General features: G+C 54.7%; 26 protein-coding genes. 15 read left to right on the top strand and 11 right to left on the bottom strand.

What is annotated here, in order from left to right:
- Positions 1-47 precede the first annotated feature (47 nt).
- From solA to grxB, 6 genes are all read right to left on the bottom strand, one after another.
- Positions 48-1,163 (bottom strand): N-methyl-L-tryptophan oxidase, encoded by a 1,116-nt coding sequence (gene solA, locus ACXKZG_RS14185; RefSeq protein WP_488875047.1) that lies wholly within the window; start codon positions 1,161-1,163, stop codon positions 48-50.
- 105 nt (positions 1,164-1,268) lie between these two features.
- On the bottom strand, positions 1,269-1,523 hold the full coding sequence (gene bssS / locus ACXKZG_RS14180) for a biofilm formation regulator BssS (protein ID WP_013201647.1): 255 nt from the start codon (positions 1,521-1,523) through the stop codon (positions 1,269-1,271).
- Positions 1,524-1,779: 256 nt separating this feature from the next.
- Complete coding sequence (gene dinI / locus ACXKZG_RS14175) at positions 1,780-2,025, bottom strand: DNA damage-inducible protein I (protein ID WP_013201648.1); 246 nt, start codon at positions 2,023-2,025, stop codon at positions 1,780-1,782.
- A gap of 81 nt (positions 2,026-2,106) precedes the next feature.
- Positions 2,107-3,153: a dihydroorotase gene (gene pyrC / locus ACXKZG_RS14170; protein WP_488875046.1), complete on the bottom strand. Its 1,047-nt coding sequence runs from the start codon at positions 3,151-3,153 to the stop codon at positions 2,107-2,109.
- A 164-nt stretch (positions 3,154-3,317) separates the two neighbouring features.
- Positions 3,318-3,884, bottom strand: coding sequence for a lipoprotein (locus tag ACXKZG_RS14165; RefSeq protein WP_013201650.1), 567 nt, complete (start codon positions 3,882-3,884; stop codon positions 3,318-3,320).
- Positions 3,885-4,038: 154 nt separating this feature from the next.
- Positions 4,039-4,686: a glutaredoxin 2 gene (grxB, locus tag ACXKZG_RS14160; protein ID WP_346566109.1), complete on the bottom strand. Its 648-nt coding sequence runs from the start codon at positions 4,684-4,686 to the stop codon at positions 4,039-4,041.
- A 282-nt stretch (positions 4,687-4,968) separates the two neighbouring features.
- Here grxB and rimJ point away from each other — a divergent pair, with 282 nt between their 5' ends.
- From rimJ to murJ, 4 genes are all read left to right on the top strand, one after another.
- Positions 4,969-5,559 (top strand): ribosomal protein S5-alanine N-acetyltransferase, encoded by a 591-nt coding sequence (rimJ, locus tag ACXKZG_RS14155; protein WP_013201652.1) that lies wholly within the window; start codon positions 4,969-4,971, stop codon positions 5,557-5,559.
- Between the two features lie 4 nt (positions 5,560-5,563).
- Positions 5,564-6,205, top strand: a complete 642-nt coding sequence (locus tag ACXKZG_RS14150; protein WP_013201653.1) for a DUF480 domain-containing protein — start codon at positions 5,564-5,566, stop codon at positions 6,203-6,205.
- Between the two features lies 1 nt (position 6,206).
- A complete protein-coding gene (locus tag ACXKZG_RS14145; RefSeq protein ID WP_346594884.1) occupies positions 6,207-7,130 on the top strand; it encodes a Gfo/Idh/MocA family protein in 924 nt (307 codons plus the stop codon).
- Positions 7,131-7,215: 85 nt separating this feature from the next.
- Positions 7,216-8,754, top strand: a complete 1,539-nt coding sequence (gene murJ / locus ACXKZG_RS14140) for a murein biosynthesis integral membrane protein MurJ (protein WP_105759262.1) — start codon at positions 7,216-7,218, stop codon at positions 8,752-8,754.
- A gap of 36 nt (positions 8,755-8,790) precedes the next feature.
- On the opposite strand, the gene ACXKZG_RS14135 is transcribed toward murJ, so the two are convergent.
- From ACXKZG_RS14135 to flgA, 5 genes are all read right to left on the bottom strand, one after another.
- Complete coding sequence (locus tag ACXKZG_RS14135; RefSeq protein ID WP_013201656.1) at positions 8,791-9,129, bottom strand: helix-turn-helix domain-containing protein; 339 nt, start codon at positions 9,127-9,129, stop codon at positions 8,791-8,793.
- An 83-nt stretch (positions 9,130-9,212) separates the two neighbouring features.
- Positions 9,213-9,464, bottom strand: a complete 252-nt coding sequence (locus ACXKZG_RS14130) for a type II toxin-antitoxin system RelE/ParE family toxin (protein ID WP_346566110.1) — start codon at positions 9,462-9,464, stop codon at positions 9,213-9,215.
- A gap of 349 nt (positions 9,465-9,813) precedes the next feature.
- Positions 9,814-10,245, bottom strand: a complete 432-nt coding sequence (gene flgN, locus ACXKZG_RS14125) for a flagellar export chaperone FlgN (protein ID WP_013201657.1) — start codon at positions 10,243-10,245, stop codon at positions 9,814-9,816.
- 4 nt (positions 10,246-10,249) lie between these two features.
- Positions 10,250-10,549 carry a flagellar biosynthesis anti-sigma factor FlgM gene (gene flgM, locus ACXKZG_RS14120; protein ID WP_013201658.1) on the bottom strand — a complete coding sequence of 100 codons (300 nt, stop codon included), beginning with the start codon at positions 10,547-10,549 and terminating at the stop codon, positions 10,250-10,252.
- Positions 10,550-10,650: 101 nt separating this feature from the next.
- Complete coding sequence (gene flgA / locus ACXKZG_RS14115) at positions 10,651-11,319, bottom strand: flagellar basal body P-ring formation chaperone FlgA (protein ID WP_134823879.1); 669 nt, start codon at positions 11,317-11,319, stop codon at positions 10,651-10,653.
- A 157-nt stretch (positions 11,320-11,476) separates the two neighbouring features.
- On the opposite strand from flgA, the gene flgB reads away from it, so the two are divergent.
- The 11 genes from flgB to flgL all read left to right on the top strand — a co-directional run bounded on the left by flgB (position 11,477) and on the right by flgL (position 21,405).
- Positions 11,477-11,890 carry a flagellar basal body rod protein FlgB gene (gene flgB / locus ACXKZG_RS14110; protein WP_013201660.1) on the top strand — a complete coding sequence of 138 codons (414 nt, stop codon included), beginning with the start codon at positions 11,477-11,479 and terminating at the stop codon, positions 11,888-11,890.
- A gap of 3 nt (positions 11,891-11,893) precedes the next feature.
- Complete coding sequence (flgC, locus tag ACXKZG_RS14105) at positions 11,894-12,298, top strand: flagellar basal body rod protein FlgC (RefSeq protein ID WP_013201661.1); 405 nt, start codon at positions 11,894-11,896, stop codon at positions 12,296-12,298.
- 11 nt (positions 12,299-12,309) lie between these two features.
- Positions 12,310-12,981 (top strand): flagellar hook assembly protein FlgD, encoded by a 672-nt coding sequence (gene flgD, locus ACXKZG_RS14100; RefSeq protein ID WP_013201662.1) that lies wholly within the window; start codon positions 12,310-12,312, stop codon positions 12,979-12,981.
- Between the two features lie 29 nt (positions 12,982-13,010).
- Positions 13,011-14,255: a flagellar hook protein FlgE gene (flgE, locus tag ACXKZG_RS14095; RefSeq protein ID WP_134823881.1), complete on the top strand. Its 1,245-nt coding sequence runs from the start codon at positions 13,011-13,013 to the stop codon at positions 14,253-14,255.
- 21 nt (positions 14,256-14,276) lie between these two features.
- On the top strand, positions 14,277-15,032 hold the full coding sequence (locus ACXKZG_RS14090; protein WP_013201664.1) for a flagellar basal body rod protein FlgF: 756 nt from the start codon (positions 14,277-14,279) through the stop codon (positions 15,030-15,032).
- A gap of 17 nt (positions 15,033-15,049) precedes the next feature.
- A complete protein-coding gene (gene flgG, locus ACXKZG_RS14085; protein WP_013201665.1) occupies positions 15,050-15,832 on the top strand; it encodes a flagellar basal-body rod protein FlgG in 783 nt (260 codons plus the stop codon).
- 66 nt (positions 15,833-15,898) lie between these two features.
- Complete coding sequence (locus ACXKZG_RS14080; RefSeq protein ID WP_013201666.1) at positions 15,899-16,597, top strand: flagellar basal body L-ring protein FlgH; 699 nt, start codon at positions 15,899-15,901, stop codon at positions 16,595-16,597.
- Between the two features lie 11 nt (positions 16,598-16,608).
- Positions 16,609-17,715 (top strand): flagellar basal body P-ring protein FlgI, encoded by a 1,107-nt coding sequence (locus tag ACXKZG_RS14075; RefSeq protein ID WP_134823882.1) that lies wholly within the window; start codon positions 16,609-16,611, stop codon positions 17,713-17,715.
- The gene (gene flgJ, locus ACXKZG_RS14070) at positions 17,715-18,653 is read left to right on the top strand and encodes a flagellar assembly peptidoglycan hydrolase FlgJ (protein ID WP_013201668.1); all 939 of its coding nucleotides are present in this window, start codon (positions 17,715-17,717) and stop codon (positions 18,651-18,653) included. The genes ACXKZG_RS14075 and flgJ overlap by 1 nt, the downstream gene beginning before the upstream one ends.
- A 118-nt stretch (positions 18,654-18,771) precedes the next feature.
- Positions 18,772-20,424: a flagellar hook-associated protein FlgK gene (flgK, locus tag ACXKZG_RS14065; protein ID WP_053145608.1), complete on the top strand. Its 1,653-nt coding sequence runs from the start codon at positions 18,772-18,774 to the stop codon at positions 20,422-20,424.
- 21 nt (positions 20,425-20,445) lie between these two features.
- Complete coding sequence (gene flgL / locus ACXKZG_RS14060; RefSeq protein ID WP_013201670.1) at positions 20,446-21,405, top strand: flagellar hook-associated protein FlgL; 960 nt, start codon at positions 20,446-20,448, stop codon at positions 21,403-21,405.
- The last annotated feature ends 109 nt before the right edge of the window (positions 21,406-21,514 follow it).

Raw genomic sequence — 21,514 nt, 5'->3', positions numbered from 1 at the left:
ACAATAAAAAACCGGGCCTGGCCCGGTTTTTTTATTGCCTGAAAACATTATTTAAAGCGCGAAAGCGAGAAGGGCGATAAATCAAATTCAGTATTTTTCCCTTGCGCAAACCCAGCGGCAATCTCACCTAATACGCTGGCAAATTTAAATCCGTGGCCGCTTAACCCGCTAATAGTAAGCCGATCGGGCGAGCCGGGAAGCGTGTCGATAATAAAGTCTTCATCCACCGTATTATCATAGGTACAGGCTTCGCCGCGCAGACAAACGCCAACACCCGGCAGGAAATGGCGAATGAAAGAAAACAGTTCGCTGCCATCTTCTTTTACCGATCCAAAGGGTTTACGTTCTTCAGGTGCGCTAATCAGCTGCCCGCCGTCATGACGGCCAATTTTAAGTGCGTTATTATCCGCCGGGAAACCGTAAAAATGACTGCCGTCCGGCATTTCGCAGGTAAAAGCCGGGAATTTATTATTTTCACTGTAGCGGCCATCGGCCTGATGCCAGGCGAACACCTTTCTTACTGGCGCGATGGGCAACTCGGGTAGCAAGGTTTTTACCCAGGTGCCGGCGCTCAGCAGCAGCTTACGGCCACTGTAGGTGCCATCTGCCGTATGCACATGCTGCAATCCATCACGCTCTTCCAGCGCGTCGACGCCGCAGTTGAACAGCTGGGCACAACCCGCTTCGCGCGCCAGGCGGATCAGCTGGCGGACCGCCACTTCAGATTTCAGGTAACCGGACTGCGGTTCAAAAATGCCGGTATAGCCATCGGGAACCGTTATCTGCGGCCAGCGAGCCATCACCTGCTCACCGCTCAGGGTTTCAACGTTCAGGGAGAAGGCTTGCGCGCTCTGGCTGACGTTACGAATAAATTCAGAGGTTTCCGGGGCCAGATTGATGATACCGCTGCGGTGCATAATGCGTTCACCACAGGCGATTTCCAGCTCATCCCACAGCTGTTGCGCGCGTAAAACCATTGGGACGTAGCGGGCACCCTCACCATAAGCATGGCGGATCAGGCGGGACTCACCGTGGTGGCTACCCTCGCTGTGCGGCGGATGCGCGCGGTCAATCATCAGCACTTTCAGGCCCGCCTGCGTTGCATACCAGCCGGCGGCGGCACCTACCGATCCACTTCCCACCACAATTAAATCGTAAACCATCTGCACCGGTTCCTTTGTTGATCAGGCAATCCGTGCAGGATAGCAAAATGTAGCAGGAATGAAAAAGGCACCCTTTGGGTGCCTTAGAGAGTAAACCAACAGGATTTAATGCTTTTTATAATCGCGATCTACGTAGTCTGTTGCTTCAATCTTCGCTATGCCAGCTTCGAGAATGGAGATAAATTGCCTGGCAACATCAGTGGTTAACCAGTAAGTCTGACCTACTTCTGCGTCTTCATTCTGCTGCTCGTTTGACGTTAGTGAATGAAGACGGATCATCATGGCATCGTAAGAATCTACAGTACTGATATCCCACCCAATGAGGGGATGTGTCTGGATTACGTCTTTGTTTCTGTCCATTATAACCCCCTTATTACTCGTGTTAATGATGACAACGAAGTGATTTATCGAGGTTCAATGCGGCTTTTTTTCATAGAGCAAAGTAATTATAACAGGGATTTAAATTCTCGCAGGCGGAAAATTTATGGCGAAAGGAGAAGAGAGTTTGATTAAAGATTTTATATAAGCGGGTGCAATGGACAAATAATGCGCAAAAAAGATAAAAAAGCCGGATGGCGAAACCCGGCAAACAACGGCAAAAAAGGAGAGAAAAGCGCTAGTCGGTAATAAACCAGTCGTCGGCACTTTCCCAGGTTTCCTGCAGAATTTCAGTGATGCGATCTTTGGCCTCTTTGCCACCGCCCATCACCGTCAGATTATTTCCTCCCGCATAGCGAACCGAAACGCTGTTGCTGGATTCAGGGAACTGTTTGTCGATACGTTTAACCAGCTCAGAAGAGAGCGCATCAATTGCGCCAGCAGGAAGAGAAGTGGTTTTTGCTACAGTGACTTCAATACGCATAAAAGCCTCCGAATAAGATACTGTAAATATATACAGTAATCTCACGGGAGGCAATCATTTAATGCAGGGCGTTCGATTGGATTACAGCTCGACGGTCCAGTTCAGGGTTTCACCGGCAAGGAAAGGCACCAGCGTGTGCTCGCCGAGGGCAATACTGTCAGCGACTTTCCACGGCTTGCGAACCAGCGTAATGGTGCCTTCGTTCAGCGGCAGGCCATAGAAACGTGGGCCGTTTTCAGAGCAGAAGGCTTCGAAATGTTGCAGCGCATTCATCTCTTCAAACACCGTGGCATAAGCCGGCAGAGAAGACGGGGCGTTGAACACACCGGCACAGCCACAGCTGGCTTCTTTCAGATGCCGCAGGTGTGGCGCGGTGTCGGTTCCCAGGAAGAAGCGATCGTTTCCGGTTGCCACCACCTTACGTAACGCTTCCTGATGCACATTCCTTTTGAGGATCGGCAGGCAATACAGATGTGGGCGAATGCCGCCAACCAGCATATGGTTACGGTTAAACATCAGATGCTGTGGGGTAATGGTCGCGGCGAGGAAACGATTGCCTTCTTCAACATAGGCAGCCGCTTCTTTGGTGGTGATATGCTCAAACACCACTTTCAGCTCCGGGTACTGCTTACGCAGCGGCTCCATCACCGTTTCAATAAAGCGCGCTTCACGATCGAAGATATCGATCTCTGCGGCGGTCACTTCACCGTGGATCAACAACGGCATACCGATCTTTTGCATACGCTCCAGCACGGTGGCGATGCTGGCGATATTGGTCACGCCGTGGCTGGAGTTCGTGGTCGCATGTGCCGGATACAGCTTGGCGGCGGTAAACACGCCTTCGGTGAAGCCTTTTTCCACTTCATCCGCATCCAGTGAATCAGTCAGATAGCAGGTCATCAGTGGGGTGAAGTGATGCCCGTCAGGGAGTGCATCCAGAATACGATTGCGGTAAGAAATGGCGGCAGCAACGCTGGTGACCGGTGGCACCAGATTTGGCATCACAATCGCCCGGCCATTGACCTCACTGGTAAAGGGCAGCACGGTTTTCAGCATCTCATCGTCACGCAGATGAATATGCCAGTCGTCAGGACGGCGAATGATAAGTTGCTGAGGTTGTGCGGTCATTTTGCTGCTCCGGCAGAAGTGAAATCGGGTTGGCGATTTAGCCGGGTACTAAGCATAGGGATAAAGGCAGGGGAATGCACCTGCTTTGTGTGCAGCGGGAGGAAATTAGCGTTTCAGCCTGCGCTGAGCCGACAAAGGGCACAGCGCGTGCTGAAACGGCAGGATTACTGGCTAACGAAAGGGATAATTAGCTCGCCTGGCTTCACTTCCAGCCCTTTGGCAAAGCGTTTGGCCAGCGACTCAGCCTTGCTGCGATCGGTGCTCAGCACATAAGCCGGTTTCTGATTAAAGTAATCCTTCAGCGACTGGTTCAGGTAAGGCGTCAGGGTTTTCAGAATGCCCTGCATCTTTTCAGGCTGGACCTGAACGTCGACCAGTTCCATATCCTTCAGGAAGATGGCGCCTTGCTCTTTATCAAAGAATGGCTGCGCTTTCATCGTCAAGGTCATGTTCGCCTGCTGTGGGCCGAACAGCGAACTGATGTTGACCTTCGCGTTGCCTGAAAGAGTCACCTTATTCGGCTCTGCGCGGCCAATCTGGCTGCTGAGATCGGTCAGCACAATGTGGGCATCGACCAGACCGGCCACGCCAATCTGCTTCTCGTAGTTATTGTGTTTTGCCAGCGCCTGGTTCACTTCCTGTTCACTGATGCTGTACTGCGTCAGTTGATTACAGCCGGTCAGTAAACCCACCAGCAGCAGGGCGCATAGCCCGAAAAATGCTTTGTTCATGGTTATCCTCTGTCTACAAATCGTCAGCAACCCTTCTGACGTGAGGCAATAGAGTGCCCGACAATGGCAATGGAGTCACCAGGACAAAGGGTAAACGGAAAGGAAAAAAAGTGTGAGGAAATGCAGCAGGGCCACGAATGTGGCCCTTGGAAAATCAGGACGCGATCGAGGACAACAGCGTGACCTGCGTCTGTTTGGCCATATTGTCACGGTAGTCCGCCACGCGGCTTGGGTACTCCACGCCTGCGATCAGCGACAGCGAACGCAGCACCGGGAACAGATGAATATCATCCATCGACAGCTCACCGTTGACCGCATTGGCTTTCACAATCAGCTTATCCAGCTTACGTAAGTCGTCGTTCACGTTCTTGATGTAGCCTTCGGCATGCAGCTTGAGCTCGGCGAAACTGCCCAGATTCGCTTCTTTCTTCTCTTTGAAATAGCGGCGGGCTTCCGGCGTAGCGAATTCAGCAAACGGTGCCTCAGCAATGCGTGGCAGCAACAGCTTATTCAGATAGCTGTTGATGTGACGCAGCCAGTCAGAAATCGCCGGATTGGTTTTACCGGTCACCAGCGGCTCGCGATCCTTATTATCAATGTAATGCACGATATCCAGGCTTTCCGGCATGCAGCTGCCATCTTCTTTCATCAGGACAGGCGCCATCTTTTGCCCAATCAGCTTCTTCGGCAAGGCTTCATCGTCGCTCAGCATCACCACCAGTTCGACTGGCAGATTTTTCAGGCCGAAAATCATGCGGGCTTTTACACAGAACGGGCAGTGATCGTAGATATAAAGTTTCAAGAACGCCTCCTTACAGCGGTGACGGCGGGCGGGCCGCCATCAATCATTTGAATGCATTAGGGAAGTATGGAAGAGATCCCAGCACAGGGCAAACTGCGACCGGACATTACTTGTGCAAAAGAGATTTTAGGAAATTTTATGCGCATTATTTTACCGGTCACTGCCCTGGCGGTTATAGTGGTTTGTAAGCGCAGAAAATGTCGGCCATCTGGCCCAGGCTAAGCAGTTCTGCTGTGCGGGTTGACCCGCTTAAATCCTTTATCGGCCGGATCAGGAGAGAAGATGTTTGGCTATCGTTCCGCTGCCCCGAAAGTCCGCCTGACTACAGACAGGCTGGTGGTTCGTCTTGTTCATGAACGCGATGCCTGGCGTCTGGCGGATTACTATGCTGAAAACCGGGCTTTCTTGAAACCCTGGGAACCGATCCGTGATGAAAGCCACTGTTATCCGTCTGGCTGGCAGGCGCGTCTGGGCCTGATTGCCGAAATGCATAAACAGGGCAATGCGTTCTATTTTGTGGTGATGGATCCTGAAGAGAATGAAGTGCGTGGCGTGGCAAATTTCAGCAACGTGGTGCGCGGCTCATTTCATGCCTGTTATCTGGGCTATTCGCTGGGCGAGAAATGGCAAGGGCAGGGGATGATGTTTGAAGCCCTGCAGTCTGCGATCCGCTATATGCAGCGCCAGCAGCGCATGCACCGCATTATGGCCAACTATATGCCGCATAACCAACGCAGCGGCGATTTGCTGGCCCGGCTGGGTTTTGAAAAAGAAGGCTATGCCAAAGCGTATTTACTGATTGATGGACGCTGGCAGGATCACGTGCTGACTGCGCTGACCGCCAAAGAATGGACACCTGAACGTCGCGGATAACTTAATGAAAATTCACCTTTCGGCCGTAGAGGCCCGCATTATTGGCTGCCTGCTGGAAAAGCAGGTCACCACGCCCGATCAATATCCGATGTCACTGAATGGCGTAGTGACGGCCTGTAATCAAAAATCCAACCGTGAGCCGGTGCTGTCGCTGAGTGAAGTTAGCGTGCAGGACACGCTGGATATGCTGGTGAAAAAGCATCTGGCCACCCCGCAAAGCGGTTCTGGTCAGCGGGTAGTGAAATACGAACACCGTTTTTGTAATTCCGAGTTTGGTCAGCTGAAATTTACGGCGGGTGAACTGGCGCTGATCGCCACCTTATTGCTGCGCGGCGCGCAAACGCCTGGCGAATTGCGCACCCGCAGCACGCGCCTGCATGAGTTTGCCGATATGGCCGAAGTGGAACAGGCGCTGCAGGCGCTGGCTTCGCGTGAAGACGGCCCGTTTGTGGTCAGATTAGCGCGTGAGCCCGGCAAGCGTGAAAGCCGCTATATGCATCTGTTCAGTGGCGAAGTCGATGAGGCCGCCTTAGCGTCAAACGACGTCCCACAGGAAAATGACGACCTGCGTGAACGTGTCGCCGAGCTGGAAAGAGAAATGGCTGAGATTAAGCAGGTTCTGGCACGACTAACCGGGGAAGACTGAGATGACGGCATTGAAAGTGGGCATTATTGGTCTCGGTGGCATCGCGCAAAAGGCGTGGTTGCCGGTGGTCACGCAAACCGCCGGCTGGGAGATTGCCGGCGCGTTCTCACCCAATCAGCAAAAAGCGCGGGTGATTTGCGACAGTTATCGCATTCCTCTGATGGGCAGCGTGGCTGAGGTGGCGGCGGCCAGCGATGCGGTCTTTGTGCATACCTCAACCGCCAGCCACTTCGACATTGTTAAAGAACTGCTGATGGCGGATGTGGATGTCTGCGTCGATAAACCGCTGGCAGCGAAACTCAGCGAGGCGGAACAGTTGGTCGAACTGGCTCACCGACGGGGACGCAAGCTGATGGTGGCCTTTAACCGTCGCTTTGCGCCGCGTTATCTGCAGCTGAAGGATCATCTTGGCAGCCTGGCGTCGCTGCGCATGGATAAGCACCGCAGTGACAGCGTGGGGCCACACGATCTGTTTTTCACGCTGCTGGACGACTACCTGCATGTGGTCGACACCGCATTGTGGCTGAGCGGCGGCAGAGGGAAACTGCAGAGCGGCAGCCTGCAGACCACCGATGCCGGCGAAATGCTGTATGCCGAACACCATTTTTCCCAGGATGACATTCACATCACCACCAGCATGCATCGCCGTGCCGGCAGCCAGCGTGAATCGGTGCGTGCCGTGACCGATGGCAGCCTGTTGCTGGTCGATGAGATGCGCGATTTCCATCAGGAAACGGCCGGTAAGCTGGTGATCGATCCGATACCCGGCTGGCAAACCACCCTTGAGCAGCGAGGCTTTGCCGGCGCGGCGCAGCACTTTATCGCCTGCGCACAAAATCAGACAATGCCGCAAACCTCCGGAGAGCAGGCGCTGATGGCGCAGCGGGTGGTGGAAAAGCTCTGGCGAGAGATTGACCGGGAATAATCCGCTGTAACAAAGCAGTGTGGTGATTTGCCGCAACATCAGTAAACTGTGCCCGAGATATTTCAAGCCAAAAAACCGGAAGAACATGAACCTGTTGAAATCGTTGGCAGCGGTCAGCTCCATGACCCTGTTTTCGCGCGTGCTGGGATTTGCCCGCGATGCCATTGTGGCAAGAGTTTTTGGGGCGGGAATGGCGACGGACGCCTTCTTTGTGGCGTTCAAACTGCCTAACCTGCTGCGGCGTATTTTTGCTGAAGGCGCGTTCTCCCAGGCCTTCGTGCCGATCCTCGCCGAATACAAAAGCAAGCAGGGCGAAGAAGCGACCAAAGTTTTCGTGGCCTACGTTTCCGGGTTACTGACGCTGGCGCTGGCGATTATCACCATCGCCGGGATGCTGGCGGCTCCCTGGGTGATTCTGGTGACCGCGCCAGGCTTTGCCGATACGGCGGATAAATTTGCCTTAACTTCCGCGCTGCTGCGCGTGACTTTCCCCTATATCTTCCTGATTTCTCTTGCCTCGCTGGCCGGGGCCATTCTGAATACCTGGAACCGCTTCTCCGTTCCGGCGTTCGCACCCACCTTGCTCAACGTCAGCATGATCGGTTTTGCCCTGTTTGCCGCACCGCATTTCCATCCGCCGGTGATGGCGTTGGCGTGGGCGGTCGTTGCGGGCGGCGTGCTGCAGTTAGGCTATCAGTTGCCGCACCTGAAGAAGATTGGGATGCTGGTGCTGCCGCGTCTGAACCTGAAAGATGCTGGCGTCTGGCGAGTGATGCGCCAGATGGGCCCGGCGATCCTCGGGGTGTCAGTCAGCCAGATCTCGCTGATTATCAACACCATTTTTGCCTCTTTCCTGGTGTCGGGTTCCGTCTCCTGGATGTACTACGCAGACCGTCTGATGGAGTTCCCGTCCGGCGTGCTGGGCGTGGCGCTGGGCACCATTCTGCTGCCTTCGCTGGCAAAAAGTTTCTCCAGCGGCAATCACGATGAGTATTCGCGCCTGATGGACTGGGGATTGCGGCTCTGTTTTGTGCTGGCATTACCCTGTGCGGTGGCGCTGGGCATCCTGGCGAAACCGTTAACCGTCGCCTTATTCCAGTACGGCAAATTCAGCGCGTTCGATGCCTCCATGACCCAGCGCGCGCTGGTGGCGTATTCGGTCGGTTTGATGGGCATTATTGTGGTGAAGGTGTTGGCACCGGGCTTCTATTCGCGTCAGAACATCAAAACGCCGGTCAGGATTGCCATCGCCACCTTAATTATGACGCAGCTGATGAACCTGGCGTTTATTGGCCCGCTGAAACATGCCGGTCTGTCGCTGTCGATTGGTTTGGGTGCCTGCCTGAATGCGGCGTTGCTTTACTGGCAGTTGCGTAAGCAGAAGATCTTCCATCCTCAGCCTGGCTGGAGCGGTTTCCTGCTGCGTTTGTTTATCGGTGTGGCGGTAATGGCGGCGGCACTGCTGGGCATGTTGCATGTGATGCCTGACTGGGCGACGGGTAATATGCTGTCGCGGCTGTTACGTCTGGCCGGCGTCTGTGCCGTTGGCGGCGCGGTGTTCTTTGCGGTGCTGGCAATACTCGGCTTCCGCGTTAAGGACTTTGCCCGTCAAACTCAGGTCTGATAAAACGCAAAACCCCGCTCAGGCGGGGTTTATTTTTTACTCGATAGTCATCTTGACGTGTTTGCCTGTATTGGCAACCATCGTCACTAAAGAGTCCAACGTAAATTTTTCTGTCTTCTGATTAACCACATCTGATACACGAGGCCGTGATATATGGAGCAATTTTGCTGCTTCACTCTGTTTATGCCCCTTATCTTCCATCCAATCTGAGATCACGCTCATTAATTGCCTTTTCATGGCCTTGGTTTGAGCAATATCGTCTTTGGATTTGGCCAGTAGCATTTCTGCTTCAGAAGGTTCAAAACCCAGTTCCGCAAAAATATTACCGCCAGCTTTAGTGATGTGGCGTGACGTGGTATCAATTTTATCAGTCATAATTCTCTCCGCTCAGCAACTACGGCCCTATAGCGTGCTTTAATTATTGCTACGTCAGATGGACTCGTCTTCTGCGTTTTTTTTTAAAAACTGTGTAGCACGTAGACTGCCTCTGCAAATTTTGCAACATAAACAACGCGATACTGATTTACATTATCCTCAAGCCGTATTTCAATAACACCGGCACCCCAGTCGTTTATTCTTTTGAAATCACGAGGGTCTTCACCATGTTGTACTCTTCCCAGTTCAAAACCGGCGATCCTTTTGGCATCATCGGGAAACGCTAAGAGGTCGTTGTACGATGAACCTCGCCAGTCAATTGCTTTTTCACCCATCCTTGAGCGTCCCTTTACACCGTGTTTATGTATAAAATTTTATACGCCCACATTACAAAGAGCAAATTCCTTTGCTGGCGCAGTTCGTTTCATCTGGCCTAACTGATTGGATTGTGGTGAAAGTGTTACGGGCTGGCGTTTAGGCGCGGGAAGGGGGGAACTGCTTTCTGGCGGCTACATGGGTACGAGGAATAAACATTCGTCAAACGCAATCAAGCCGGGTATTCCTGGCCTTAAGGTAGGCCTGGCAATAGTGCTCTATAAAAATACCCGGCCATAAAGTGCAAATGTCAGATCGCTGATGCAGGCCGTTGACTGGCTGGGTTTTCCTGACTTTTGAAAACCCAGCCTACACTTTACGGCTGATAAAACTGCTGGTGGTCGCCTGGCCATCCGGGCCGTAAAACTTCTGAGTCTGGTGCGGCTTTAACACTTCCAGCGCCTGCTCGGTAAAGACAATCTGGTGATTCAGCAGCAATCCATTATGCAGATTGGTATCGCGCAGCTTCACGGTCTGCTCCTGAATGTCTGCCCAACGGCGGCCCATATCAGGATTGAGGCTGTAAGGGGCATGCAGCCCGGCCTCTTTTTCCGCATCACGGCGCATTTGCTCAATAAAATTAAGCGTCGCCAGCAGGGAGTTTTTGTCTTCGGTAATGCGTTGCAATAAGCTGCTGTTGATCTGACCGCCCGAGAGCTGTTGTTGCTCGGCTGTCATTACGTCGGCCAGACTTTTCAACACTTCCAGCATTTTATCAAGCGCGGTCAGCAGCTTCTGCATTTACTTAGTTACCTTCTAAAGAATCTTTTGCCTGCTGAATCAGGGCATCGGCAATTTTGCCGGTATCCATCTTCAATTCGCCATTGCGAATAGCTGTTTTTAACTCTTCAACACGGGCGGTGTTGATGTCTTGTGAACTGGCCTTGGTCAGCTGAGACTGTGCGCCGCTCAGAACAACCTGAGTGCCGGCTTCAGTGGTTTTGCTGCTTTCTGCCGGACGCGCTTTCGGTGCCGCTGTTTCGCTGGTATCGCGAGGTTGCACGGTTGCTGCCGGTTTCAGAGGTTGAGTTCTGTCAATGCTCATTATTTGACTCCTGTATAATCAGGCGGTGTATCGACCTGATAGCTAAGTGTACTATGTCTGTTATTAACACTATCGGCAGAACTGAACCCTTCTTTAGTGCTTTATAGCGTTATAAGAATAATCCCATCCGCCCCGACTTTTCCACTGACTATCTGACCTGAACTCATCCTCACCCGAACCAGCTGCGCGGTGGTGGCGTTGTTCATTGCGCGCCCCTCACTGCTGATACTAAAACCGCCGCCGTTGGCCGTCACCGTCACGTTCTGACCGGCTTTAACCCGCCATGGCTGCCGGACCATCATCAGCGTCAGCGGCTGGCCAGGAATGATATCCCGCAGCGCCACGGCGTCGGTCACTTCCTCTGCCGACATCACCGTTCTGGCGGGCAGGGTATCTAATCTGCCGCGCTGAATTTTCACATCGTCGGCGGTCAGGGTGCCACCGCGGATCACCTGGCGGGCCGCGACCAGATAGTCGCCGGTCACCTGCACCTGAACCTGAATATAACGACGGTTCTGATCGCAGTTGGCGGCCACGCTCATATTGCCCCACATCCGGCTGTTGCCCGGCAGGGAGAATTGCGGCTCGGCACAGTCCGGCCACTGCGACTGCGGCGTTTTAACCACCACGGAGAGAGTATCGGCATTCTGGCCGGTTTCCCCATAGCGGGATTTAAAAAATTGATTGAGCTGAGCCGTTAAGTCGCCCGCACTGGCCGACAGGGTCACCAGTCCCAGCAAACTCACCCACAAGGCTGTCATTCCCCGCATTCTCGCTTCTCCCATAAATCAAACTGGCACTGATTCTACTCCTGGCCCGTTCAGGTCAAGGCGCAAAATAGCAACATAATTTAGCGCTATTCAGACGATGACTATTGCGTGCCTTGTTTATTCTGTCAGCTCTGAATTTTCATTTTGCGGAGGAAGCATGCTCGACAAACTGGACGCGGCACTACGGTTTAACACCGAAGCTTTAAACCTGCGTGCCCAGCGGCAGGAGATCCTGGCATCCAACATCGCCAATGCTGATACGCCAGGCTATCAGGCTCGCGATATCGATTTCGCCAGTCAGATGAATAAGGTGATGGAGCAGGGGCGTGCGGAAGGATCGGGACTGTCGCTGGCGGTGACGTCAGCACGCCATATTCCCGCGGAAACGCTGCAGCCCGCCTCTATCGATCTGATGTACCGGGTTCCGGACCAGCCTGCGATGGATGGCAACACGGTTGATATGGATCGCGAGCGTACTCAGTTCGCGGACAACAGCCTGAAATACCAAACCGACCTGACCGTGATCAGCGGTCAGATCAAAAGCATGATGGCCGTGCTACAGGGGCAATAATTTATGGCTTTACTGAATATTTTTGATATCGCCGGGTCCGCCATGAACGCCCAGTCACAACGTCTGAACGTCAGCGCCAGTAACCTGGCCAACGCCGACAGTGTGACCGGGCCGGATGGTCAGCCTTATGTCGCCAAGCAGGTCGTTTTCCAGACGGATGCGGTTCCAGGTTCACCGACCGGGGGGGTACGCGTTGCTCAGGTTGTTGACGATCCGACGCCAGCCAAGCTGGTGTACGAACCGGGCAACCCAATGGCGGATGCCAAGGGCTACGTGAAAATGCCTAACGTCGATGTAGTCGGGGAAACGGTCAACACCATGTCCGCGTCACGCAGCTATCAGGCCAACGTGGAAGTGTTGAATACCGTCAAACAAATGATGATGAAAACCCTGACGATGGGTCAATAAGGAGCAGGCTGATGGGCATTGCAGTTGGCGTCAATGAGAAACTTGATAATTCCTCCATCACTACCGCCGCGTCGACTACCGACACGTCGGCAGCGGACCTGCAAAGTAACTTCCTGACGCTGTTGGTCACCCAGTTACAGAACCAGGATCCCACCAATCCGATGGATAACAGTCAGCTGACCACCCAGCTGGCGCAGATCAATACCCTGAGCGGCATTGAAAAACTGAACACCACGCTGGGATCGATTTCCGGCCAGATCAACAGCGGACAGTCTTTGCAGGCGACCACGCTGATTGGTCACGGTGTGATGGTCGATGGTACTCAGGTGCTGGTCGGCAGCGGGCAGACCACGCCGTTTGGCGTGAGCCTGGAGCAGGCGTCTACTGCGACCACCGCAACCATTACTGATTCATCCGGCAAGGTGGTGCAAACCATCAATCTGGGCGGCCTGAGCGCCGGCGTGCATACCTTCTCATGGGATGGCAGCACCGCCGATGGCACCACCGCGGCAGACGGTAAATACAGCGTTTCACTGAGCGCCAGCAACGCATCCGGGCAACTGGTTACGCAGCCGCTGAACTATGCGCTGGTTAATGGGGTGACTAACGACACAAGCGGTGCCGTTTTAGACCTCGGCACGATGGGTACCACTACCGTCGCGAATGTTCGTCAGATTATTTAACAACTTAACCCTCTTTCAGGAGTGAACACATGGCATTTTCACAGGCAGTCAGTGGCTTAAACGCCGCGTCCAGTAACCTTGATGTAATCGGCAACAACATCGCCAACTCCGCAACGGTCGGCTTTAAATCCGCTACCGTTTCTTTTGCCGACATGTTTGCTGATTCTAAAGTGGGCCTGGGCGTAAAAGTGGCTGCGGTAACACAGGACTTTAACGACGGTACCACTACCTCTACCAGCCGTGGCCTCGACGTGGCGATCAGCCAGTCTGGCTTCTTCCGTATGACCGATACCAGCGGCGCGGTGTACTACAGCCGTAACGGCCAGTTCACCCTGGACGCTAACCGCAATATCGTTAACGCCGACGGCCTGCAGTTGACTGGCTACCCGGCAACCGGTACGCCGCCAACCGTGCAGACCGGTGCTAACCCGGTGGCGCTGAACGTGCCAACCACCGCGATGTCAGCAAAAGCCACTTCCGCTGCGGCGCTGGTTGCTAACCTGAACTCCACTGACAGCACGCCAACCAAAGACTGGGCAACCACCAATACCGACCTGTCCAGTATTGACGTTGATACCTATAACAGCAAAGCGACGATGACCACCTATGACTCGCTGGGTAACGAACACAACATCAACCTGTATTACGTGAAAACCGGTGATAACAGCTGGAAAATGTATCCGGTTGATGGCACCACGGGCCAGAGCGCAGCAGGCACCGGTGCCAACGCCGATGGTAGCTACAATGTGACCTTCAACTCGAGCGGCCAGATGACCAGCCCGACCGCCACCGTACAGCTCGCCACCGCGACGCTGAATGGCTCGGCAGCAGGCACCTTCAACCTGAACCTGGCCGGCAGCCAGCAGCAGAACACCGGCACCAGCACCTTCGGTAACCCAACGCAGGATGGCTACAAGCCAGGTGACCTGACCAGCTACCAGATCAACAACGACGGCACCGTCGTCGGCACCTACTCGAATGAGCAGACGCAGACGCTGGGTCAGATCGCTCTGGCTAACTTCGCTAACCCGGAAGGCCTGAAGTCTGAAGGTAACAACGTCTGGTCTGCCACTAACTCTTCTGGCCAGGCGCTGGTGGGGCTTGCCGGTACCGGTAACCTCGGCACCCTGACCGCAGGCGCGCTGGAGTCTTCCAACGTCGATCTGAGTAAAGAGCTGGTGAACATGATCGTGGCACAGCGTAACTATCAGTCTAACGCCCAGACCATCAAAACTCAGGACCAGATCCTCAACACCCTGGTCAACTTGCGTTAATCCGGCTAACAGGATCGTCTTATGGATCACGCGATATATACCGCAATGGGGGCTGCCAGTCAGACCCTCGAGCAGCAGGCAGTGACGGCGAGCAATCTCGCCAACGCCTCCACACCGGGCTTTCGTGCGCAGCTGAACGCGCTGCGCGCCGTGCCGGTGGAAGGTCTGTCGCTGCCAACCCGTACGCTGGTGACGGCTTCTACCCCTGGGGCAGACACCTCCCAGGGATCTCTCGACTACACCGAGCGTCCACTGGACGTGGCTGTCCGTGAAGACGGCTGGCTGTCAGTGCGCGCGCCGGATGGGACGGAAGCCTATACCCGCAACGGTAATATGGAACTGAACCCGGCCGGTCAGCTGACCATTCAGGGCAACCTGGTGATGGGCGACGGTGGACCGATTGCCGTGCCGCAGGGTTCGGAAGTGACCATTGCTGCTGACGGCTCTATTACCGCGCTGAACCCGGGCGATCCGCCGAATGCCACCGTCCAGTTGGGCCGTCTGAAACTGGTGAAGGCTGTCGGTTCAGAAGTGACGCGCGGCGATGACGGTTTATTCCGTCTCACCGCGACCGCTCAGGCACAGCGTGGTGCCGTCCTGCAAACCGATCCCACCATTCAGGTGATGCCCGGTGTGCTGGAAGGCAGCAACGTCAAACCGGTTGAAACCATGGTCGATATGATCGCCAACGCACGCCGCTTCGAGATGCAAATGAAAGTGATCTCAAGCGTCGATGAGAATGAACAACGCGCTAACCAGCTGCTGTCAATGAGCTAAGCGCAGAGGAAATCACTATGATCCGTTCCCTATGGATTGCCAAAACCGGTCTTGACGCTCAGCAAACCAACATGGACGTCATCTCGAACAACCTGGCAAACGTAAGCACCAACGGCTTTAAACGCCAGCGCGCCGTGTTCGAAGACCTGATGTACCAGACAATTCGTCAGCCAGGCGCCCAGTCGTCTGAGCAGACTACCTTACCGTCAGGTATGCAGCTGGGTACCGGTGTTCGTCCGGTCGCCACCGAGCGTTTGCATACTCAGGGTAACCTGAACAAAACCGACTCGTCGAAAGACGTGGCGATCAGCGGTCAGGGTTATTTCCAGGTGCAGATGCCAGACGGCACCCTGGCCTATACCCGTGACGGCTCTTTCCAGACTGACCAGAACGGCCAGCTGGTGACCAACGGCGGCTTCCCGGTTCAGCCGGCGATCACCGTCCCGGCGAATGCCTTAAGCATGACTATCGGCCGTGACGGCGTGGTCAGCGTAACGCAGCAGGGGCAGACGCAGCCGGTGCAGGTTGGACAGTTAACCCTCAGTACCTTTATTAACGATGCGGGCCTGGAAAGTAAGGGTGAGAACCTTTATCAGGAAACGCAGGCTTCCGGTGCACCGACCGACAGTACGCCAGGCAACAACGGCGCCGGTCTGCTGTATCAGGGCTATGTGGAAACCTCCAACGTTAACGTCGCCGAAGAGCTGGTCAGCATGATCCAGACTCAGCGCGCTTACGAGATCAACAGTAAAGCAATCAGCACGTCCGATCAGATGCTGGCCAAACTGACGCAGTTGTAATGCCAATGTGGTCGGGTTCGCCCGACCCTGAATAAAAGAACTCTCATTATTAAAGGTAGTGATTCCATGGCGAAGCAAATCCCAATGCCTGGACGTTTGTTGGTAGCCTCGTTGCTGCTGACACTTAACGGTTGTGCTCTTGTACCCCGTACGCCACTGGTCGAAGGTTCGACAACGGCCCAGCCGCTGCCTGCTTCGCCGCCGGTTGTTAACGGCTCTATTTTCCAGGGGTTGATGCCGATGAACTACGGTTATCAACCGCTGTTTGAAGACCGTCGCCCACGTAACATTGGCGACACGCTGACCATTACCCTGCAAGAGAACGTCAGTGCGAGCAAAAGCTCCACGGCAAGTGCAGGACGCGACGGCAGCACCACGCTCGGTCTGACCGTGCCAAGTTCGCTGACCGGCCTGTTGGGCGGTGATAAAACCAATATCGATGCCTCCGGCAAAAATGACTTTGCAGGCAAAGGTGGCGCCACGGCCAACAACACCTTTACCGGCACCATCACCGTTACCGTCAATCAGGTGCTGCCGAACGGCAACCTGAAAGTGGTCGGTGAAAAGCAGATTGAAATTAACCAGGGAACGGAATTTATCCGCTTCTCGGGCGTGGTTAACCCTCGCACCATCAGCGGCAGCAACGCCGTGGTGTCGACTCAGGTTGCGGATGCCCGCATTGAATACGTCGGTAACGGCTACATCAATGAAGCGCAGACGATGGGTTGGCTACAAAGGTTCTTCCTGAACCTGTCACCGTATTAAGAGGTTCCACCATGCGTAAGATGATTTTTCGTTTCACCCTGCTGCTGCTGGCTGGCTTCAGTGCTTTCGCCAACGCCGATCGCATCCGCGATCTGACCACCGTCGGCGGCGTCCGTGAAAACCAGCTGATCGGTTATGGCCTGGTTGTCGGGCTGGATGGTTCGGGTGACCAGACCACCCAGACCCCGTTCACCACCCAGAGTCTGAACAACATGTTGTCCCAGTTAGGCATTACCGTGCCGGCTGGCACCAACATGCAGTTGAAAAACGTGGCGGCGGTGATGGTCACCGGCAAGCTGCCGGCTTTCGGTCGCCAGGGACAAAACATCGACGTGGTGGTTTCCTCAATGGGTAACGCCAAAAGCCTGCGCGGCGGCACCCTGTTGATGACCCCGTTGAAGGGCGTCGACAACCAGGTTTATGCGCTGGCGCAGGGTAATATTCTGGTGGGCGGGGCAGGTGCGTCCGCGGGCGGCAGCAGCGTCACCGTCAACCAGGTAAACGGCGGTCGTATCACCGGTGGAGCGACCATTGAACGCGAGCTGCCGAACAACTTCGGCACTTCCAGCGTGATCAACCTGTTCCTGAATGAAGAAGACTTCAGCATGGCGCAGCGGATCACCGATGCCATTAACGCCCGCAGTGGTTATGGCTCGGCGCAGGCGCTGGACGGTCGTACCGTACAGGTGCAGGTTTCCGCTAACGGCACCTCGCAGGTGCGCCTGCTGGCCGATATTCAGAACATCGATGTTTCCGTACCGATCATGGACGCTAAAGTGATCATCAACTCGCGTACCGGCTCGGTGGTGATGAACCGCGAAGTGCAGCTGAGCAGCTGTGCCATTGCGCAGGGTAACCTGTCGGTCACCGTCAACCAGTCGCAGAACGTCAGTCAGCCGAATACGCCGTTTGGTGGTGGTCAGACCGTGGTGACGCCGCAGACGCAGATCGATCTGCGCCAGAGTGGCGGAGCGCTGCAAAGCGTCAATGCCAGCGCCAACCTCAACAGCGTAGTGCGTGCCCTGAATGCGCTGGGTGCCACGCCAATCGATCTGATGTCTATCCTGCAATCCATGCAGAGTGCCGGTTGCCTGCACGCAAAACTGGAAATTATCTGATGAGCGATTCCCAATCTCTGATGGGAGCGGCGTATGACAGCCGCTCACTGAACAACCTGAAGCGCCAGGCCAGCGGCGATCCTAAAGCACATGCAAAGGAAGTCGCCAAGCAGGTCGAAGGGATGTTCGTACAAATGATGCTGAAAAGTATGCGTCAGGCGCTGCCGCAGGATGGCCTGCTGAGCACCGAGCAAACGCGTCTTTATACCTCGATGTACGATCAGCAGATTGGGCAACAGATTGCATCTAAAGGGCTGGGCCTCGCCGACATGATGGTCAAGCAGATGGAGCAGGCGGCGCCGCTGGATGAGAAAGCCGGTACCGTGCCGATGTTGCTGGATAAAGGCTTTATCAACACGCTGCCGCCGCTGGCGATGGAGCAGCTGGTGCGCAAGGCCGTTCCGCGCCTGCCGGCGTCTGATGCCACCATGAGCGGTGACAGCAGCGACTTTATTTCCCAGCTTTCCCAGCCCGCTAAGATGGCCAGTGCGGAAAGTGGCATCCCTCATCACCTGATCCTCGCCCAGGCGGCGCTGGAATCCGGTTGGGGACAGCGTCAGATCCGCACCGCTGAAGGCAAGCCAAGCTATAACGTGTTTGGTATTAAAGCCTCGGCGAACTGGCAGGGAAAAACCACCGAAATTACTACCACCGAATATGAGAATGGCGAAGCGAAAAAGGTGAAGGCCAAATTCCGCGTGTATGACTCCTATTTCGATGCGTTAAATGACTACGTCAAGCTGATCGCGAATAACCCGCGATACAGCGCCGTAACCACTGCCGCCACGCCGGAGCAGGGCGCTAAAGCCTTGCAGGAAGCGGGTTACGCCACCGATCCGAAGTATGCCCAAAAGCTGGTCGGCATGATCCAGCAGTTTAAAAATATGGGCGAAAAAGTCGTCAAGGCTTACAGCCAGGATATTGGTGATTTGTTCTGATTTTTACTCAAGTTTGTCCCGGTTTTACCGATAACCTTTTCAGGCCGGATTTGTGTTAAAGCACCCCGGCGACTTTTAATGCCGGCCCGTGCTGTGTCAGGGTAAACAAGGAACCGACATGTCTAACTTAATTAATACCGCATTAAGCGGGATAAACGCGGCTTCGGCAGCGTTGAATACCACCAGTAACAACATCAGTAATTACAGCGTTGCGGGCTATTCACGTCAGACGACCGTCCTTGCTCAGGCCAGCAGCACGCTAAGCGGGACAAACTACTACGGTAACGGTGTTTCCGTTGCCAGCGTCAACCGTGAATACGATGCGTTCATCACCAATCAGCTGCGCGCGGCCAGCACGCAGTCCAGCGCACTGACCACGCAATATAATCAGCTGTCGAACATTGACGATATGTTCTCCAGCACCACCAATACGCTGTCGACTAACATCCAGGATTTCTTCTCCTCGATTCAGACGCTGGTCAGCAATGCTGATGATGCGTCTGCGCGTCAGGCGGTATTGGGCAAGGCCAGCGGCCTGGTAAACCAGCTGCAGGTGTCCGATACCTATCTGCGCAATCTCGACAGCAGCCTGAATACCTCCGTGACGTCCACGGTCGATCAGGTCAATGGCTACGCCAAACAGATCGCCAACGTCAACCAGCAGATCGCCAAGCTGAAAGGCTCTGGCGACGGCAACCCACCGAACGATTTGCTGGATCAGCGCGATCAGCTGGTCAGCAACCTGAATAACCTGGTGGGCGTTACCGTCAGCCAGCAGGACGGCGGCAGCTATAACATCAGCATCGGCAACGGCATCTCGCTGGTCACCGGCGACAGCTACAACACGCTGGCAGCCGTCCCATCCAGCAGCGATCCAAGCCGGTTGACCATTGCGTCGGTGAATCCAACCACTGGCGCAACCAGTGAGATTCCTGAAAAGCTGGTAACCACCGGTTCACTCGGCGGCTTACTGGCTTTCCGCAGCGACCTGGATAATACCCGTAATCAGTTAGGTCAGCTGGCGATGGCGCTGGGCTCCAGCTTCAACACCCAGCATGAAGCCGGTTATGACAGCAACGGTGATGCCGGTGAAGCCTTCTTTAATCTGGGCAGCCCGGCGGTTATCTCCAACACCAAGAACACCACCACCGCCTCAGTGAGTGCGCAATGGACCGATACCAGCAAGGTTCAGGCCTCAAACTACAAGGTCAGCTACGACGGCACCAACTGGAGCGTGACCCGCAATTCAGATAACGCCAGCATCACGCCGACCATGGGCACCGACACTAACGGCAACTCCACCCTGAGCTTCGATGGCTTGCAGCTGACGGTCAGTGGTTCGCCGGCCAAAAATGACAGCTTCCTGGTGAAACCGGTTGCTGACGTCGTGGTAAACATGGGCGTCAATATTACCGATGAGTCTAAAGTTGCCGCAGCCGGTGCCGATGATGGTGTCAGTGATAACACCAACGCCCAGTCGTTGCTGGATCTGCAAACCAAAAACGTCATTACCGGATCAAAAACGCTGACGCAAAGCTACGCCAGTATGGTCGCGGATATCGGTAACAAAACCAGTAACCTGGAAACCACCAGCACCACCCAGACCAACGTCGTGACGCAGCTGACCAATCAGCAGCAGTCAATCTCCGGCGTAAACCTGGATGAAGAATACGGCAACCTGACGCGTTATCAGCAGTATTACACTGCCAATGCCCAGGTCATTCAAACCGCCAGCACCATTTTTGACGCGCTGATCAGCGCCGTTAGCTGATGACCGAATAAGGAGTTCATGATGCGACTCAGTACTGCCCAAATCTATGATCAACAGATGCGTGGGATCTCAAGTTCTCAGGCCAGCTGGTTGAAAGTGGGCGAGCAACTCTCTTCAGGTAAGCGGGTTGTGAATCCGTCTGATGATCCTGTCGCTGCCGCGCAAGCGGTGGTGCTGTCACAGGCTCAGGCACAAACCAGCCAGTATTCTACGGCCAGGGGTTTTGCTACCAACAACATCTCGCAGGAAGAAACCAACCTGCAGCAGGTGACCAGCGTTGTTCAGCAGGCGCAAACCATCGTGGTTGCAGCCGCAAACGGCACCCTGTCTGATGATGACCGCGCGTCTTATGCGCAGCAGTTGACCGGGATCCGTGACCAGTTGCTGAACCTGGCGAACACCACTGACGGCAACGGCCGTTACATGTTTGCCGGCTATCAGACCGATAAAGCCCCGTTCACTCAGGATGCTAACGGGGATGTGACCTATGTCGGCGGCGATACGCCAATCAGCCAGAAAGTCGACTCTAACCGCACCATGGTCACCAACCATACCGGTAGCCAGGTCTTTACGTCACTGACCAGCAACCCAACGGCTGAGCCGGACGGCAGCGCCAGTGAGAGCAATATTTTTACCACGCTGAATACCGCGATTAAAGCGCTGAACACCCCGCTGGAAAGCGCGGACCAGGCGACGTCAGATGCCGCTTCTGCGGCACTGGATAAGACCAACCGTGGCTTGAAGAACTCGCTGAACAACGTGCTTGCTGTGCGTTCAGTGCTGGGTACGCAGTTGACCGAGCTGGACAACCTGGACTCGAAAGGCGATGACACCAAGGTGAATCAGGCTACGCAGATGAGCAATCTGGTCGATGTTGACTACACCAGTGCTATCTCGTCTTACACCATGCAGCAGACGGCATTGCAGGCCTCTTATAAAGTCTTTACCGACATGTCCAGCATGTCACTGTTCAAAATGTAATTAAAGCTTCACCAATTTTGAGCGTGCTTAAACCGGGTACGTTCAGTTTCTCCCGCTATCAGCGTTAACCTTCTGATAGCGGGTTTTTTTTGCCCTGAATATATTGAGG

This window comes from Erwinia sp. 2186 (genome assembly GCF_057812255.1).
The sequence above is the reverse complement of the archived record's forward strand: the minus strand, read 5'-3'. Positions and strand labels throughout refer to the sequence as shown.